Below are 16,664 nucleotides of genomic sequence, written 5' to 3' on the forward strand. Positions count from 1 at the left end.
AAAAGGAGACAACAATTATGGAAAAAACCATACGTCATGGCATTATCGGTCTGGGCAAAACGGTTGGCATTGCCGCCTCACACATCGAAGGTCTTCGCCGGAATGATTCTCTGGTCCTGACCGCTGTTTATGATATTCTGCCCCAGAATGCCCGGGACATGCTGGACCGGATGGGGGTATCCGGTGTTACCGTATGCCAGTCTGCCGAAGAATTGTTCAGCATGGTTGATTCCGTCAGCATCTGTGTGCCAAACGATCAGCATACAGCACTTGCTGTGGAAGCTTTGCGGCACGGATTGCACGTTCTGGTAGAAAAGCCGCTTGCGGATTCGGCCGATGCCGCACTGGCTCTGGAACAGGAAGCCGCTGCCCGTCCGGATCAGGTATGCATGGTGTGCTTTAACTACCGGGAATATTCTGTGTACCGTTTTCTGCATGACTATCTCTGCAGCGGTGCTCTGGGACGGATATACTTCTATCGCCAGCAGCTTGGTGGAAACCGGATTGCGCAATTCTCGGTAAAGAGGGAGTGGCGAATGGATAAGACCCAGTCGGGTCCTGGAGCACTGGCAGACTTCGGCTGCCATATGCTGGATCTGGCCGGCTGGCTGACCGGAGAGCTCTGCGGAGAGGTGCATCCCCTGGCTGCCGCCTGCAACACCGTAATTCCGGAACGGCAGTCCCTTAGCGGAGACGGTCTGCAGCCGGTAACCAATGATGACTGCGCCGTATTCATGGCACGCAGCGACAGCGGTACCCTTTACACCTTTACCGCCAGCCGGGTAGGGATCTGGGATCATTCCATCGAGATTGTGGGCGAAAAAGGCATGCTGCGGGCAGATCTGAGCGCTGGCAACGGAGTTCAGGTCTGGCTGAGGGAAGCAGGAGGCGCCTATCTGCCGGAAAACCGCAAGGTATTGGATATTTCCAATGAGCAGGGCCATACTGGTATTTTGAACACCTTTGCCGCCTGCATCCGCGGCGAATGCACCGATCCCCGCACGGTGGCCTATGGCCGCCGCATGCAGGCAACCCTGGACTGGCTGGATCAGAACGCCCTGTAAACAACAAATTCTGCATTTCTGCCTGAACATACTCTTTGCCCCCTCCCTACTTTTCTGCACAAAAAGCTCCGGTTGTAACAGCCGGGGCTTTTTGTAATGTGAAACAATCCTGAAAAGGCAGAATTCCCCCTTTAATGCGCCGCAGACTTTTATTGACTGATGCAGACGTTTCCTTTATAATAAGATTAGTGTGTGATTTTTTTCACCCAGTAAGGTGTAAGAGTAAACAGGAGGATTGAAAGGTTATGACTATCGCGATCTGTGTGGGCAGTTCCTGCCATCTGAAAGGTTCCTACGATGTAATTGCCAAGATGAAGGCTGCTCTGGCGGAGAACAAGCTGGAGGACAAGGTGGATCTGTGCGCGGCGTTCTGCCTGGGCAAGTGCTCCACCACCGGCGTGAGCATCCGGGTGGATGACAAGATCGTTTCCGGCGTGAACACCGACAACTTTGACGACATCTTCAAGGAGTATGTGCTGGGAGGCCTGGGCGTATGAACCGTGTTCTTTCGCTGAAGAAGTCCAACTGCAAAAACTGCTATAAATGTATCCGCAACTGCCCGGTCAAGAGCATCAAGTTCGAGGACGGGCAGGCGCATATCCTGCCGGACGAGTGCATTCTGTGCGGGCGCTGCTTTGTGGCCTGCCCCCAGGACGCCAAACAGCTGCGCAGCGATGTGGAACGGGTGCGCCAGGCAATTGCCGAGGGCCGCACCGTGATCGCCAGCGTGGCGCCTTCGTTCATTGCGGAGTTTCCGCTGTTTGATTTTGCGGCCATGCGGCGGGCACTGATGCAGCTGGGCTTTGCCGATGCGGAAGAAACGGCCATCGGGGCCACCATCGTCAAAAACGAATACCAGAAGCTGGTGGCGGCCGGCGAGATGGATGTGATCATCTCCACCTGCTGCCATACGGTGAACGCACTGATCCAGAAATATTACCCCGGCGCGCTGCATTGCCTGGCGCCGGTGCTTTCCCCCATGCAGGCCCACTGCAAGGCCATCAAGGAGGTTCATCCCGACGCGATGACCGTGTTCATCGGGCCCTGCATCTCCAAAAAAGAGGAATCCGACATCTACGGCATTACCGACGTGGCCCTGACCTTTGAAGAGGTGGAGGGCTGGATGGAAGAAGCCGGCGTATCCGCGGCCAGCGCGGAAAAGCCCCAGGACACCGGCAAACGCGGGCGGTTCTTCCCGGTGACCGGCGGCATCATCCGCAGCATGGACACCGAAAATACCGGCTACACCTACATTGCGGTGGACGGTGTGGAAAACTGCGTGCATGCCATCAAGGAGATCGAGGCCGGCAACCTGCACAAGGTGTTTATCGAGATGAGCGCCTGCACCGGCAGCTGTGTGAACGGCCCGGGCATCCGGCACCACCGCCAGCGGGGCATTCTGGCCGGCAACATGAAGGTGGACGCCTTTGCCGGTCCGGCGGATTTTGCCGTGCCGGAAAACGAGGATCTGCACAAGGATATGCCGTATCTGGGTGTACACAACGCCCGTCCCAGTGAGCATGTGATCCGGGAGATCCTGGCCAAGATGGGCAAGACCAGCCCGGAGCAGGAACTGAACTGCGGCAGCTGCGGCTACAGCACCTGCCGGGAAAAGGCCATCGCGGTCTATCAGGGCAAGGCCGATCTGACCATGTGCATGCCGTATCTGAAAGAGAAGGCCGAGACCTTCTCGGGCTATGTGATCAACTCCAGCCCCAACGGCATCTTTGTGCTGGACGAGGATCTGTGCGTGCAGCAGATCAACCGGGCAGCCTGCGAGCTGTTCAACCTGCGCGGGCCGGAGGATATTGTTGGCAGCCCCATTGTGCGGATTCTGAACCCCTCCGATTACATCACCGCCATGAACAGTCCCTGCCCCATCAGCAAGGAAAAAAAGCACTATCTGGCGGAATACGATAAATATGTAGCCGAAAGCATTGTCTACGACAAGGAGTATCACATCATCTTCAGTGTGATGCGGGATATCACCAAAGAAGAGCAGCGGGAGGCCAAGAAGGCCGAACTGCGCGCCCAGACGGTGGAGATTACCGGCAAGGTGATTGAAAAGCAGATGCGGGTGGTTCAGGAGATCGCCAGCCTGCTGGGCGAAACCACCGCCGAGACCAAGATCGCCCTGACCCAGCTGAAAGACACGCTGCAGCAGTGAGCGAGGTGGCCAGATGAACAGCTTATGGACCGACATCGGCTACATCAGCCTGAACAAGAAAAATGAAGAACTGTGCGGCGACCGGGTGGAGATAATCAAGACCGAGGAAGCCACCACCCTGGTGCTGGCGGACGGGCTGGGCAGCGGCGTGAAAGCCAACATTCTTTCCACTCTGACCAGCAAGATCCTCTGCACCATGATCGCCGCCAACCTGCCCATTGAGGAATGCGTGGACGCCATCGCCAAGACCCTGCCGGTGTGCAGCGTGCGCAAGGTGGCCTACTCCACCTTTACCATCATCCGGGTCTTTGCCGACAACACCGCCGAGATCATCCAGTTTGACAATCCCAAGGTGATCATGCTGCGGGAAGGCGTGGAATACGACTATCCTTTTACCCGCCGCACCATCGCGGACAAGGAAATTCTGGAAAGCCGGATTCCTTTACAGGTAAACGACGTACTGATCGCCATGAGCGACGGCGCCATCTACGCCGGCGTGGGCAAAACCATGAACTTCGGCTGGCAACGGGAAAACATCAAGGACTTTGCCGAAGCCTTTTATGACCCGAGCCTTTCGGCCAAACTGATTGCCACCTACATTGTGGATGAGTGCAACCGACTGTACGAGGGTGAACCCGGCGACGACACCACCGTGGCTGCGGTGCGGATCAAGCCGCGCTGCCCGGTGAACCTGATGATCGGCCCGCCTGCCGATCCCAAGGATGTAAACAAGATGATGGCGCTGTTCTTCAGCAAGGAGGGCAAGCGAATCGTCTGCGGCGGCACCACCAGCAAGCTGGCGGCGGACTATCTGGGCAAGCCGGTACGGGCCAGCCTGGATTACAATGCCGACCCGGAGATTCCACCCATCGCCTTTATCGACGGCATCGACCTGGTGACCGAGGGCGTGATCACCCTGTCCCGGGTGGTGGAATACGCCCGGCAGTATGTGGGCGGCACCGATTTTTCCGCCGCCTGGGCCACCCGCAAGGACGGTGCGGCCATGATTGCCCGCATCCTGTTTGACGAGGCCACCGACGTGAACTTCTTTGCCGGGCGGGCCATCAACCCCGCCCACCAGAACCCCAACCTTCCCATCAACTTCAGCATCAAGATCCAGTTGGTGGAGGAACTGGCCGCCTGCCTGCGCAAGATGGGCAAGGAGGTCAAACTCAGTTACTTCTGATTCATAAACCGCCGTTCTTTCCGAACGGCGGTTTTTCTGTATATTCCGGCGATGAATGGCAGCAACAAGCCGCATCCCCGCCTTGCATTTGCCCGGGCGGACGGGTATACTGTTTGTGTACGTATTTTGGGTACAATACTACTTATCAAAACGGGGCCCTGCGGCCCGGCGCGCCCTTGGACGGTGCGCACGGAGGGAGGAACCACGTCTATGTCGATGGAAGAATATAAAAAAGCATTGAAAATGGGCCAGAAGAATTTCCGCGCCTGCGTATCCAAGGGGCAATACCCCTATCTGCAGGTACTGGATGCGATTCTGGAGCACACGGAAGTGGGTTCCACCGTACCGCTGGGCCTGGTGGACATTCCCATGGATTTTATTGTGGGCACCAAGACCGCGGGCCGCACCTCGGCCTTTGCCAGCAATTTCATGCCGCTGCTGGGGGAGGACACCGAGTTTGCCCACAAGTGGGCCAACCTGTGCCAGGCCCAGATGGACGAGGGCATCCGGGACCCGATCATCGCCTACGAATTCATGAACCGGTTCTATGTGGTAGAGGGCAACAAGCGGGTCAGCGTGCTGAAATACTTCGGCGCGGCCCGGGTGCCCGGCACTGTGACCCGGGTGATTCCCAAGCGCACCAACACCAAGGAAAACCGGATCTATTTTGAGTTCCTGGATTTCTACACTCTGACCCAGATCAACTACCTGTGGTTTACCGAAGAGGGCCGCTTTGCGGATTTTGTGGCCATTACCGGCAAGGCCCCCGGCGAGCGCTGGACCACCGAGGACAAAAAGGCCCTGGCGTCGCTGTACTTCCGGTTCTGCGAAGCCTTCAACGCCCACGGCGGCGACCGGCTGCCCATCACCGCCGGCGACGCGCTTCTGGCTTTTCTGAAGGTATATCCCTACCGCAAGGCGCTGGACATGGGCACCGAGGAACTGCGCACCTCCCTGCACCGGGTATGGAACGAGATCACCGTGCTGACCCAGCCGGACGCGCTGGAACTGTCCATGGAGCCCGCTCCCTACCGGGAGGACGTGACCAGCCTGTCCAGCCTGGCAAAACGGTTCCTGGCAGGCGGCACGCCCCGTTTGAAGGTAGGTTTTGTCCACGAGAAGGACGCGGTGAGCTCCATGTGGACCTACGGCCACGAGTTTGGCCGGGGTGAACTGGAAAAGGCCCTGGGCGACCGGGTGGAGACGGTCTGCTACGACAATGTGAACCCGGAAACCGACGGCGAAGCGGCCATCGAGCGGGCTGTTGCGGACGGCTGCGACGTGATTTTTACCACCACGCCCAAGCTGATCGACCCGGCCCTCAAGGCGGCGGTGACCCATCCCAACGTGAAGATTCTGAACTGTTCGCTGCGGATGACCCATCCCAGCGTGCGCACCTACTACGGCCGCATCCATGAGGCCAAATATCTGATCGGTGCGATTGCGGGCGCTATGGCCGACGACAACAAGATCGGCTATGTGGCCACCTACCCCACCTACGGCATGACCGCCGCCATCAACGCCTTTGCGCTGGGCGCCAAGATGGTAAATCCCCGGGCCCAGATCTACCTGCAGTGGACCGCCGAAAAAGGCCTGGATGTGGAGCGCTACTTCCAGGAGAACGGCATCTCGGTGATCTCCAGCCACGATATCCGCGACCCCAAGGGCGCACCGGAGAAGTTCGGCCTGTACCAGGTAATCAACGGGGAGATCCACAACTATGCCATGCCTTTCTGGAACTGGGGCGAATTCTATGTGCGGATCGTGCGTTCCATTCTGGACGGCACCTGGAAATACCACGACAATGCCCCCGGCACCAAAGCGCTGAACTACTGGTGGGGCATGTCCACCGGCGTGGTGGATGTGATCACCAGCCGTTCGCTGCCGCTGGGTACAATGCGGCTGGTGGATCTGCTGCGCAAGACCATTGTGCAGCGGGACTTTGATCCGTTCCATGGGGTGCTGTACGCCCAGGGCGGCGTATGCGTGCAGCCGGAGGAGCATGCAACCCTGCGTCCGGAGCAGATCATCACCATGGACTGGCTGGCGGACAACGTGATCGGCGAAATTCCCAGCTACGACTCGCTGATCGACGCGGCCAAGCCGCTGGTCTCGCTGCAGGGGGTAGGCCCTGCGGAGAAACCGAAAAAACTGTAAGACCGGGTGTGGTAAGACGTGAAAATTCTGACTGTTTCGGATGTGGAATCCCGCTATCTGTGGGAGTACTATCAGCCCGGCAAATTGCAGGGCTATGATCTGGTGATCTCCTGCGGGGATCTGGATGCCCGATACCTCTCTTTTCTGGCCACCTTTGCGGCGGTGCCGGTGCTGTACGTGCATGGCAACCACGATGCCAGTTATCAGTATATACCGCCGGAAGGCTGCGAGTGCATTGAGGACACCGTGGTAAATATCAAGGGACTGCGCATTGCCGGACTGGGCGGCTCGGTGCGTTACAGGCCCGGCCCGCATCAGTATACGCAGAAGCAGATGGAAAAGCGGGCCCGCCACCTGACCGGGCAGATTCGCCGTGCCGGCGGGGTGGACATTCTGGTGACCCATGCCCCGCCCCGTGGTCTGGGAGACACAGAAGATCTGCCTCACCAGGGCTTTGACGCCTTTCTCGGGCTGATGGATCAGTATGCGCCGCGCTATATGCTGCACGGCCATGTGCACCTGAACTACGGCGCCCAGATGGAACGGGTGCGGCACTATGGCAGCACCACCATCGTGAATGCGTTTGAGCGGCAGGTGGTAGAATTGGAGCCTGCCCCAGAGCCGGAGCGCCGCCGGTGGTTCTTCTTCCGCCGGGCTTATTAAACGACAAAAACGGACGATATTTGATACATTTTGTATCAAATATCGTCCGTTTTACTTTTCGTATATAGCGTTAGCCTTTCAGGAAGCCCTCAATGATCTTGGCTTCGGCCTCTTCTTCGGTCAGGCCCAGGGTGCGCAGCTTGATGATCTGCTCGCCGGCGATCTTGCCGATGGCGGCTTCGTGGATCAGGGACGCGTCAATGTGACCGGCGTAGAGTTCCGGCGCAGCACTGACGGTGCCGTTGTCCACCAGGATGGCGTCACACTCGGAATGGCCGGTGCAGCGGCAGTTGCCCCGGATGCAGGAATGGTAGCTCTGACGGCTCTCGCCCTTGGCCACCGAACGGGACACCAGATCCACCACGGAATCCTCCCCGTTCATGTCCACGCTGAACTCGGTGGTGGCGGTCTGGTCGGCCTCGGTGAGCAGGCTCTCATGGATAACCAGACGGGCCCCGGCGGCCAGGGTGGCGGTGGTCTTGCGGGTGGTGCGGTCCACGCCGCCCAGCTGCAGGGTATCCATCTCCAGGGTGGCCCCCTCCGCCAGCACCGCGTCGGTTACCGGGTCGATGCGGCGCAGGCCCTTGCCCTTGCCGCCGGCCAGATGCTTTTCCTTGTACAGCACATGGGCGCCCTTGCCCACAAAGAACCGGTGGATGCCGTTGTGACGGGCTTCCTCCTCCTCGTCATTGTGAACGCCGCAGCCGGCCACGATGGTAACGCTGGCGCCGTCGCCGATGTAGAAGTCGTTATACACCAGATCGTCCACGCCGCCATGGGTCACGCAGGCGGGAATGTAGACCGTCTCGTCCTGGGCCTGGGGGCTTACCCGCACCACAAGGCCCGGCGCGTCGGGCTTGTCCTCAATCTGAATATGGGGGGTGGAGCGCCGGGCGGCGCAGCTGCCGTTCTCCCGGATGCTGAACGCCCCGGCATAGCCGCCGGTCCAGTCCGAGATCAGGCCCAGCAGTTTTTCGGTGGTGGATTCCATGGGTCAGACCTCCTTCCGGTCCATGCCCAGCGGGCACAGGGCCGACTTTTCTTCATGCAGCAGGGTGGGCAGGATCTGCACGCCCGGGCCGGAAACGCGCACACGCCCCTCGGCCACCACGGCGATCCGGTCCGCGATCTCCAGAATACGCTCCTGGTGCGAGATCACCAGCAGCGCGCCGGAACGCTCCCGCTTGAGTTCCTGGAACGCCTCGATCAGGCTGTTAAAGCTCCACAGGTCGATGCCCGCTTCCGGTTCGTCAAACACCAGCACGCGGGCGTTGGTGCGGGCCAGCACGGTGGCGATCTCGATTCGCTTGCTCTCGCCGCCGGAGAGGGATGCGTCCACCGGGCGGTCCAGATATTCCTTGGCGCACAGGCCCACCTTGCCCAGCAGGGCACAGGCCTGGTGCTCTTCCAGCTGCTGGCCGGCGGCCAGATCCAGCAGGTTGCGCACCGTCAGGCCCTTGAACCGCACCGGCTGCTGAAAGGCATAGGCGATGCCCCGGCGGGCACGCTCGGTAATGTCCAGGCCGGTGATGTCTTCCCCGTCCATAAGGATACGCCCCTCGGTGGGGTTCTCCAGCCCGGCGATCAGCTTGGCCAGCGAGGTCTTGCCGCCCCCGTTGGGCCCGGTGATCACCGTCAGGCGGCCCGGTTCAATCCGCAGATCCACCCCGCGCACGATTTCCTCGCCGCCGGGCAGGCTCCAGTGTATATTCTGCAATTCCAGCATTGCTATTGCCTCCTATCGCGTACAGAAAAAGAGCCGCCATGGGCCGCTCACCGCTAATTATAGCCCTCTGCCGGCCTGCCGTCAACCATCCAGCAGGCAGGCGTACCAGTCCGCCCGCAGTGCCGCGGCCGTCAGGGTCAGCGGCTGGTCGTCGGGCGCGTCCGAAGCCAGCAGCACAGAGGCGGCGGCATGGCTTTGGGCATCCTCCCGCGCAGCCTCCAGTCCGCCTACCCGGCGCAGGTGTTCCCGGTCGGCGTGTACCTGTTCACGCCAGCGGCGCAGCTGCCCGGCGGTGACGGTGTAGAGCAGCCGGGGATCCCCCAGCATCTCCTCGTCAAAGGCCGCGTATTCCTTGGCACGGCGGGCGGCTTCGGCCGGATCGGCCGGATACAGGCACAGGCTGGTGGCCCGGGCAATATCCGCCTTGTCCTCCACGGCACGGCGGGCGGTGCGCAGATACCGCAGCCACATGGCCCAGTCTTCGTCACCGTCGATGTCCTCCCGCATGCCGCCGTACTGCTCAAACAGTGCCCGGCGGAACATCCCGCCGGATACCGGGATGCGGCAGCGCACGCACAGATCCATCAGGGTGATATGGTCAAACACCACCGGCCGCAGCCGGGCCGGGGCCAGTTCATAGGGATCGGTGGAAACCACATCCGCCTCCAACGCCATGGTGGAGGCCAGCACCAGGTCGCAGTCCGGCTGGGCCACAAACCGGGAAACCAGCTGTTCGATGTGGTCGGGGTAGAAATAGTCGTCGTCATCCAACAGGCAGAGCAGTGCCCCATGGCTGCGGTTCATCCCCATATTGGCGGCTTTGCCCCGCCCTACATGTTCGCCGGTGGCCCGGTAATCGATCCGCAGGCCCGGGAACTCGGTGCGCAGCATCTCGCCGGCAGTGTCCTCGCCATCCTCGGTGACCACCACTTCAAAGTTTTGGTAGGTCTGGTGGGTCAGGCTTTGCATGGCCCGGCGCAGGCTGGCCGGGCGGCTGTGGGTACGCACGATCACGCTGACCAGCGGGCCTTTGGGGCAGGGAGCGGTCATTTCATTGGGGCCCAGATCGGCTTCCAGCGGGCTGCCCAGCGGGGAGGGCGCATTTTTGAACAGCGCCCGATGCCCCAGCCGCCAGGTCAGCAGCGGCCAGACGGCCAGCAGCTGCCGGGCCGCCGCCGGGGCCAGCACCCGGCGCACGCCGGGGTAATGGGCGGGATGACGCACCGCCTGCCACAGTTCCGCCTGGGCCCGCATGGCCGCGCCGAAGGGCGCCCACTTGGCCGCCAGACGGGCTTTGCCCAGCACTTCGTCCCGGTAGGCGTTCAGATCCTGGGCGGACATCCCGGGGGCCAGCGCCGCCGCGGCAGGCAGCGCCCGGATCAGCCCCTGGCCGCGCAGCCGGACCGACAGATCCCGGCTGGCAGCCGGTTCCGGCAAGCGGGCGTCAAAACCGCCTGCCGCCAGAAAGGCCGACCGCCGCACCAGCAGGCAGCGGGAAGAGGCCCAGGGCAGTTCCAGTGTCAGGGGATCGGGGGCAGCATCCCCCGGAGAGGGCAGCACCCGGGGTGCCAGGGCTGCCGTGTCCGCCCCGGCTTCGTCCAGCGCCGCAGCCACCGCTTCGCCAAAGCCTGCGGCAGGTGTCAGATTCTCCTGCCAGAACAGCAGCCACTCGGCCCCGGCGTTTTCCGCCGCGGCATTGCGCGCCCCCGGCAGGCATACCGTGCGCCCGGGGGCGATCTGCCCGGTCTTTGCCGGGTCCTGTGTCACTACGATCCATTCCATCCGTTCCATCCGGTCTATCTCCTTTGCGGGGCGCCAACGCCCCGTGTTGCACTCTTGTTCTATTGTACGGACCACCACACAGGCTGTCAACGGTGCAGCATAAAACGCCCGGTATGGCGCGGGGCCATACCGGGCGTTTTTGTGATGATCCGACGTTCAGTTCTGCTTGGCGGCGCGGCAGTCGGCGCAGACGCCCACCAGGTTGACGCTGTACCACTCGATGCGGGCATCGGGGCAGGCGCGGCAGGCCTCGTCCAGGGCGGCACGCTCCAGCTGCACATCCACCACACGGCCGCAGCTGCGGCAGAACAGGTGATCGTGCTCCGCCAGGGTACGGTCGAACCGGTCCGCCTGACCCGGGATGGTCACCCGGCGCAGACGGCCCATCTCCACCAAACCATTCAGGTTCCGGTACACGGTGCCCAGGCTGAGGCCAGGGCACTGGGGCCGCAGAGCGGAATAGATCTGCTCGGCGGTGGGATGGTCACAGCGGGCCAGCACCTGATTGAGCACCAGCTCTCTCTGTCTGGAATATCGCATAGCCTTCTCCTTACATAATAGTTGGAAAATTCTTCTACGGAATAATAGTAACGATTTTCAATTATTTTGTCAAGCGTTCAAAAGCAGGAAATATTTTCCATACAAAAGCATCAAAAATACCCCGCGCCGAAACCGGCGCGGGGGTGCCAGGGGCGGCAGCTTATTTTCCGCCGCCGTTTTTGATCCGTTCCCAGTAGGCACGGGCGGCCTGCTCGTTCTTGTTGTCAGCAAACTCGTAGTACTTTGTGCCCACCAGCGCGTCCGGCAGATACTGCTGGGCCACCCAGCGGTTGGGATAGCTGTGGGGATACAGATAGTTCTGGCCCTTGACCGCCGCGTCCTCCCCGTCGAAGTGCTTGTTCTGCAGCTGCCGGGGAATGGGGCCGCTTTTGCCCCGGCGGATGTCGTCCCAGGCAGCGTCCAGCGCCAGGTAGCCGCTGTTGGACTTGGGGCTGGTGGCCACCAGGATCACCGCGTCGGCCAGCGGGATGCGGGCCTCAGGCAGCCCCAGCATGGTGGCGGCGTCCACCGCCGCCTTGACGATGGGGATGATCTGGGGATAGGCCAGGCCCACGTCCTCGCAGGCACAGACCATCAGCCGGCGGCAGGCGCTGATCAAATCCCCCGCTTCCAGCAGGCGGGCCAGGTAGTGCACCGCCGCGTCCGGGTCGGAACCGCGCATGGATTTCTGGTAGGCGGAGAGGATGTCATAATGGTCGTCCCCGTCCCGGTCGTACCGCATGGCGGTGCGGCGGGCCACCTGCTGCACCATATCCAGATGGATGCGGCGTGTCCCCTCTTCCTCCGGGGCCGCGGCCACCGCGAACTCCAGGCAGCCCAGCGCCTTGCGCATGTCGCCGCCGGCGCTCTGGGCCAGGTAGTCCAGCGCGTCCTCATCGGCCTGCAGGGGAACGCCGTCCTCCTGCTCCAGCCGGGCCACCGCGTTGTTTAGCCCGGTGCGGATATCCGCCGGGTTCAGCGCCTTGAATTCAAACACCGTACAGCGGGAAAGCAGGGCGTTGTAGATGTAGAAATAGGGGTTCTCGGTGGTGGAGGCGATCAGGGTGACCGAGCCGTCCTCGATGCACTCCAGCAGGCTCTGCTGCTGCTTTTTGTTCAGGTACTGGATCTCGTCCAGGTAGAGCAGCAGGCCTTTGGCGCTTTGCAAAGTGCCGATCTCCGCCAGCACCGCCTTGATATCGCTGGTGGAAGCGCTGGTGCCGTTGAGCTTATGCAGGCGCATACCGCTGTTTTCGGCGATGATCCGGGCCACGGTGGTTTTGCCGCAGCCGGAGGGGCCGTAGAAAATCATATTGGGCACCCGCCCGCTTTCCAGTGTGCGGCGGAATACCTTGCCCGGGGCCAGCAGGTGCTGCTGGCCGCATACCTCCGCCAGGGTGCGGGGACGCAGGCGCTGGGCCAGAGGCTCAGCCATGGCCCATCCCCTCCCCTCGGGTGACCGGGGCGGTCCAGGCGGCGTGCACCTTGTCAGCATAGCCGGGATTGATGAACCGGTCGATGGCGTACACCAGGCTGCGGTCCCACACGTCCCATTCGTGGCCACCGTCCCATTCCATCCAGCCGAAGTCCAGGGGCAGTTTTTCCCAGTCCTCCCGCAGGGCCACGTTCTGGTTGTAGATGTAGTAGGGCTCAAAATCCTGCTTGCCTACGGTGCAGAGCAGCCGGGGCTGCTGACCGGCGGGCAGGGCGCTGACCTCCCGGGCCAGGGCAAACAGATCCGCCTGCCGGGGCAGCTCGTTCAAGGTACCGAACACCGGCCCGAACACCTGCTGCACCAGCGGATTGACGGTGCGGGCCTCCAGCATCATGCCCACATGCACGCAGCCGGAAAAGCTGGCCGCGGCCGCGTACCGGTCCGGGTTGCGCAGTGCCAGCAGCAGCGCGCCGTAGCCCCCCATGCTGAGCCCGAAGATAAAGTTCTTCTCCCGCTCCATGGGCAGGCGGAAGTTGCGGTTCAGCAGTTCGGGCAGTTCCCGGGTCAGCCAGGTCTGCCAGGCGGGGCCGGCGGCCATATCCTGATAGAAGGAATTGGAGGCATCCGGCATCACCAAGGCCAGGTTGTTGTCCTTGGCATAGCGCACAGCGGCGGTATTCTCCAGCCAGCAGTCGCAGTTGTTGCCGTAGCCGTGCAGCAGGGTCACCACCCCGGCCACCTGGTGGGTGGTGTTGGCGGTCTGATCGGTGGGCAGGAAGATCTTGACCTCGTTCACCGTGATCATCGCCTCGCTGCGGAATTTACAGGTAAGCATCGCCATCTTGATTCACCTTTTATCGCTTGGTTCAAAACGCCGCGCGGCGGACGGATCATTCGTACAGGGGGAACCGGGCCACCAGATCGGCCACACGGGCGGCCACATCCTCTTTGCGGGCCTCAAAGTCATGGATGCAGTCGGCGATGCAGCCGGCGATCACATCCATCTCGGCGGGGCCCATGCCCCGGGTGGTAACGGCGGGGGTGCCCACCCGCACGCCGCTGGTGATAAAGGGGCTGCGCTTTTCACCGGGCACGGTGTTCTTGTTGGCGGTGATGTGCACCTCGTCCAGGTTGTGCTCCAGCTCCTTGCCGGTGCACTCCTCGTCCGACAGGTCAATCAGCATCAGGTGGTTGTCGGTGCCGCCGCTGACCAGCTTGACACCCCGGTCGGTCAGGCCCTTGGCCAGAGCCTGGGCGTTCTCCACCACGCGGCGGGCGTAGTCGGCAAATTCGGGCTTCAGCGCTTCCCCGAAGCAGACCGCCTTGGCGGCGATTACATGCTCCAGCGGGCCGCCCTGGGTGCCCGGGAAGATGGCCTTGTTGATCTTCTTGGCGATCTCCTCGTTGTTGGTCAGGATCAGGCCGCCCCGGGGCCCGCGCAGGGTCTTGTGGGTGGTGGTGGTGACCACGTCCGCCCACTCCACCGGGTTCTGGTGCTGGCCGCCGGCCACGAGGCCCGCAATGTGGGCCATATCCACCATCAGCAGCGCGCCCACCTCGTGGGCAATGTCGGCAAAGATATCGAACCGGATGGCGCGGCAGTAGGCGGAGGCCCCGGCCACGATCATCTTGGGTTTGCATTCCCGGGCCAGCGCGCGCACCGCATCATAGTCAATGAAGCCGTTCTCGTCCACCCCGTAGGAGACAAAATGGTAGTTTTTGCCGGACATGTTCACCGGGCTGCCGTGGGTCAGGTGCCCGCCCTGGGACAGGTCCATACCCAGGATGGTGTCGCCCAGTTCCAGCAGGCCGAAGTAGACCGCCAGGTTGGCCTGGGCGCCGGAATGGGGCTGCACGTTGGCGTATTTTGCGCCGAACAGCTTGCAGGCCCGGTCGATGGCCAGCTGCTCCACCTGGTCCACCCAGACGCAGCCGCCGTAGTACCGGTGGGCGGGATAGCCCTCGGCGTACTTGTTGGTGAGCACGCTGCCCATAGCGGCCATCACCGCCGGGCTGACGATGTTCTCGCTGGCGATCAGCTCGATGTTTTCCCGCTGACGGGTGAGCTCCCGATTCATGGCGGCGGCCACTTCCGGGTCGCTCTGGGCCACAAAGCCGATGGTGTCGATCATATCCTTGAACATAGTTCCCATCCTCTCTCGGTCGTAATGTCGGGCCGGGCCCGTGACTGCTTCTATTATACCGCGCCCGGCAGCAGAAAAACAAGACCGGGCATTGCCTTGGCGGGTGCGGCGTGGTAAAATAGGAAAAAATCTCATAAATGCCGTCGGGAGGGCAGAACTATGACGAAAAAGCAACGGGCGCTGGAGGTCATCCGGCGGCTGAAAGAAGAATATCCGCTGGCGGAATGCACCCTGGATTACGACCATGCCTGGCAGCTGCTGGTGGAGGTGCGGCTGGCCGCCCAGTGCACCGACGCCCGGGTAAACATCGTGGTACAGGATCTGTTTGCCAGGTATCCGGGCATTGAGCCGCTGGCCGAGGCCAGCGTGGACGAGATCGAAGCCATCGTGCGCCCCTGCGGGCTGGGCCGCAGCAAGGCCCGGGACATCAGCGCCTGCATGCGGATGCTGCGGGACGAGTTCGGCGGCAAGGTGCCGGATACTATGGAAGAACTGCTGCGCCTGCCGGGTGTGGGCCGCAAGAGCGCGAATCTGGTGCTGGGGGATGTGTTCGGCAAGCCGGCCATCGTGACCGACACCCACTGCATCCGGCTGTGCAACCGCATCGGCCTGGTGGACGATCTGAAAGACCCGAAAAAGGTGGAGATGGCCCTGTGGAAGATCATCCCCCCGGAAGAGGGCAGCGATCTGTGCCACCGGTTTGTGCTGCACGGCCGGGCGGTGTGCGACGCCCGCAAGCCCAACTGCGCGGCCTGCTGCCTGAAAGAGGTCTGCCGCACCGGGGCCAAAGCTGCTCCGGCCAAAGTGGACGGTTGACAAATCCGCTTTACCGCGCTATACTGTCTGCGGACATAAAAACAGGGGCGCTGGGGGCCATCCCCGGCTGAGATCAGGGCAAATTGCAGCCCTGGGTCACCTTGAACCTGATCCGGGTAATGCCGGCGTAGGGAGTTTGAGGAATAAACGCATTTCGTGCGCCTGTGTATGTGTTTCGCATACGCAGGCGTTTTGTTTTGCGGGTTTTTATGGCCGGAATCTTGAAAAAGTGAGGAACCGAATCATGACCAAACAGTATTCCCGTACCCGCACCATGGTGGAGGGTGCCATCATGCTGGCCCTGGCCAGCGTGCTGAGCATGATCCCCCTGTACAGCCTGCCCCACGGCGGCACCATCACAGTGGTGAGCACCCTGCCCATCATCCTGTTCAGCCTGCGCCACGGCGTGCGCTGGGGCCTGGGTGTGGGCTTCGTCCACAGCCTGCTGCAGCTGGTGTTCTTCGGCGGCATTGAAAACCTGGCCTACTGCCAGACCCTGGGCGCCCAGATCGGCTGCGTGCTGCTGGACTATGTGCTGGCCTACACCCTGCTGGGCCTGGCCTGGCTGATCGCCAAGCCCTTCAAGAAGCGGGTGCTGGGCGTGGGCGTTGCCACTGTGGTGGTAAGCCTGATCCGTTACCTGTGCAGCTTCCTGTCCGGCTATGTGGTGTGGAAGGATTACGACTACGCCTTTGAGTGGATGACCAACTTCGGCTGGGGCCAGGCCATCGCCAGCATGGGTGAGAACGCGCTGTGCTGGCTGTACAGCGGCGTCTACAACGGCACCTACATGATCCCCGAGGCCATCCTGACCACTGTGGTGGCGGTTGTACTCTGCCTGACCGTGCCCAAGATGTTCCAGGAGCAGTAAACCTTTTTGTTTTTTGCCCCCGTGCCCGGTGCACGGGGGCTTTTTTGCGCCATTCCGGCCCCGGCAACCGCTGGTTGCCGGTTTGGAAAGGGGGGATGGTGGCCAGATTTTGC

Annotated in this window: 15 protein-coding genes and 1 riboswitch; of the genes, 8 read left to right on the plus strand and 7 right to left on the minus strand. The window is 61.9% G+C overall.

Going from position 1 to position 16,664, the window contains the following annotated elements; all coding sequences use genetic code 11:
- Positions 1-17 precede the first annotated feature (17 nt).
- From B5E65_RS04545 to B5E65_RS04570, 6 genes are all read left to right on the plus strand, one after another.
- Positions 18-1,064, plus strand: coding sequence for a Gfo/Idh/MocA family protein (locus B5E65_RS04545; RefSeq protein ID WP_087170580.1), 1,047 nt, complete (start codon positions 18-20; stop codon positions 1,062-1,064).
- Between the two features lie 245 nt (positions 1,065-1,309).
- Positions 1,310-1,561 (plus strand): (2Fe-2S) ferredoxin domain-containing protein, encoded by a 252-nt coding sequence (locus B5E65_RS04550; RefSeq protein WP_087170581.1) that lies wholly within the window; start codon positions 1,310-1,312, stop codon positions 1,559-1,561.
- Positions 1,558-3,231, plus strand: a complete 1,674-nt coding sequence (locus tag B5E65_RS04555) for a [Fe-Fe] hydrogenase large subunit C-terminal domain-containing protein (protein WP_087170582.1) — start codon at positions 1,558-1,560, stop codon at positions 3,229-3,231. Before B5E65_RS04550 ends, B5E65_RS04555 begins: the two co-directional genes overlap by 4 nt.
- Before the next feature lie 13 nt (positions 3,232-3,244).
- Positions 3,245-4,417: a SpoIIE family protein phosphatase gene (locus B5E65_RS04560; RefSeq protein ID WP_087170583.1), complete on the plus strand. Its 1,173-nt coding sequence runs from the start codon at positions 3,245-3,247 to the stop codon at positions 4,415-4,417.
- 210 nt (positions 4,418-4,627) lie between these two features.
- Positions 4,628-6,574: a BMP family ABC transporter substrate-binding protein gene (locus B5E65_RS04565; protein ID WP_087170584.1), complete on the plus strand. Its 1,947-nt coding sequence runs from the start codon at positions 4,628-4,630 to the stop codon at positions 6,572-6,574.
- Positions 6,575-6,592: 18 nt separating this feature from the next.
- Entirely contained in the window at positions 6,593-7,237 is a 645-nt protein-coding gene (locus B5E65_RS04570; RefSeq protein WP_087170585.1) for a metallophosphoesterase family protein, read from the plus strand.
- Positions 7,238-7,307: 70 nt separating this feature from the next.
- Here the strand turns inward: B5E65_RS04570 and B5E65_RS04575 are convergent, their stop codons facing one another.
- The 7 genes from B5E65_RS04575 to glyA form a co-directional block, all read right to left on the minus strand.
- Positions 7,308-8,228 (minus strand): SufB/SufD family protein, encoded by a 921-nt coding sequence (locus tag B5E65_RS04575; RefSeq protein ID WP_087170586.1) that lies wholly within the window; start codon positions 8,226-8,228, stop codon positions 7,308-7,310.
- A 3-nt stretch (positions 8,229-8,231) separates the two neighbouring features.
- On the minus strand, positions 8,232-8,963 hold the full coding sequence (locus B5E65_RS04580; protein WP_087170587.1) for an ABC transporter ATP-binding protein: 732 nt from the start codon (positions 8,961-8,963) through the stop codon (positions 8,232-8,234).
- 81 nt (positions 8,964-9,044) lie between these two features.
- Entirely contained in the window at positions 9,045-10,754 is a 1,710-nt protein-coding gene (locus B5E65_RS04585; RefSeq protein WP_087170588.1) for a glycosyltransferase family A protein, read from the minus strand.
- Between the two features lie 147 nt (positions 10,755-10,901).
- Entirely contained in the window at positions 10,902-11,285 is a 384-nt protein-coding gene (locus B5E65_RS04590; protein ID WP_087170589.1) for a Fur family transcriptional regulator, read from the minus strand.
- 160 nt (positions 11,286-11,445) lie between these two features.
- Positions 11,446-12,720 carry a replication-associated recombination protein A gene (locus B5E65_RS04595; protein ID WP_087170590.1) on the minus strand — a complete coding sequence of 425 codons (1,275 nt, stop codon included), beginning with the start codon at positions 12,718-12,720 and terminating at the stop codon, positions 11,446-11,448.
- Complete coding sequence (locus tag B5E65_RS04600) at positions 12,713-13,561, minus strand: alpha/beta hydrolase (RefSeq protein WP_087170591.1); 849 nt, start codon at positions 13,559-13,561, stop codon at positions 12,713-12,715. Before B5E65_RS04600 ends, B5E65_RS04595 begins: the two co-directional genes overlap by 8 nt.
- A 49-nt stretch (positions 13,562-13,610) precedes the next feature.
- The gene (glyA, locus tag B5E65_RS04605) at positions 13,611-14,864 is read right to left on the minus strand and encodes a serine hydroxymethyltransferase (protein ID WP_087170592.1); all 1,254 of its coding nucleotides are present in this window, start codon (positions 14,862-14,864) and stop codon (positions 13,611-13,613) included.
- 159 nt (positions 14,865-15,023) lie between these two features.
- On the opposite strand from glyA, the gene B5E65_RS04610 reads away from it, so the two are divergent.
- Positions 15,024-15,680, plus strand: a complete 657-nt coding sequence (locus tag B5E65_RS04610; protein ID WP_087170593.1) for an endonuclease III domain-containing protein — start codon at positions 15,024-15,026, stop codon at positions 15,678-15,680.
- 33 nt (positions 15,681-15,713) lie between these two features.
- A riboswitch (TPP riboswitch) is annotated at positions 15,714-15,831 on the plus strand.
- 93 nt (positions 15,832-15,924) lie between these two features.
- Positions 15,925-16,551, plus strand: a complete 627-nt coding sequence (locus B5E65_RS04615; RefSeq protein WP_087170594.1) for an energy-coupled thiamine transporter ThiT — start codon at positions 15,925-15,927, stop codon at positions 16,549-16,551.
- The last annotated feature ends 113 nt before the right edge of the window (positions 16,552-16,664 follow it).

Origin of the sequence: Gemmiger sp. An120, assembly GCF_002160955.1 — a bacterium.
In the GTDB taxonomy this organism is placed as follows: domain Bacteria; phylum Bacillota; class Clostridia; order Oscillospirales; family Ruminococcaceae; genus Gemmiger_A; species Gemmiger_A avium.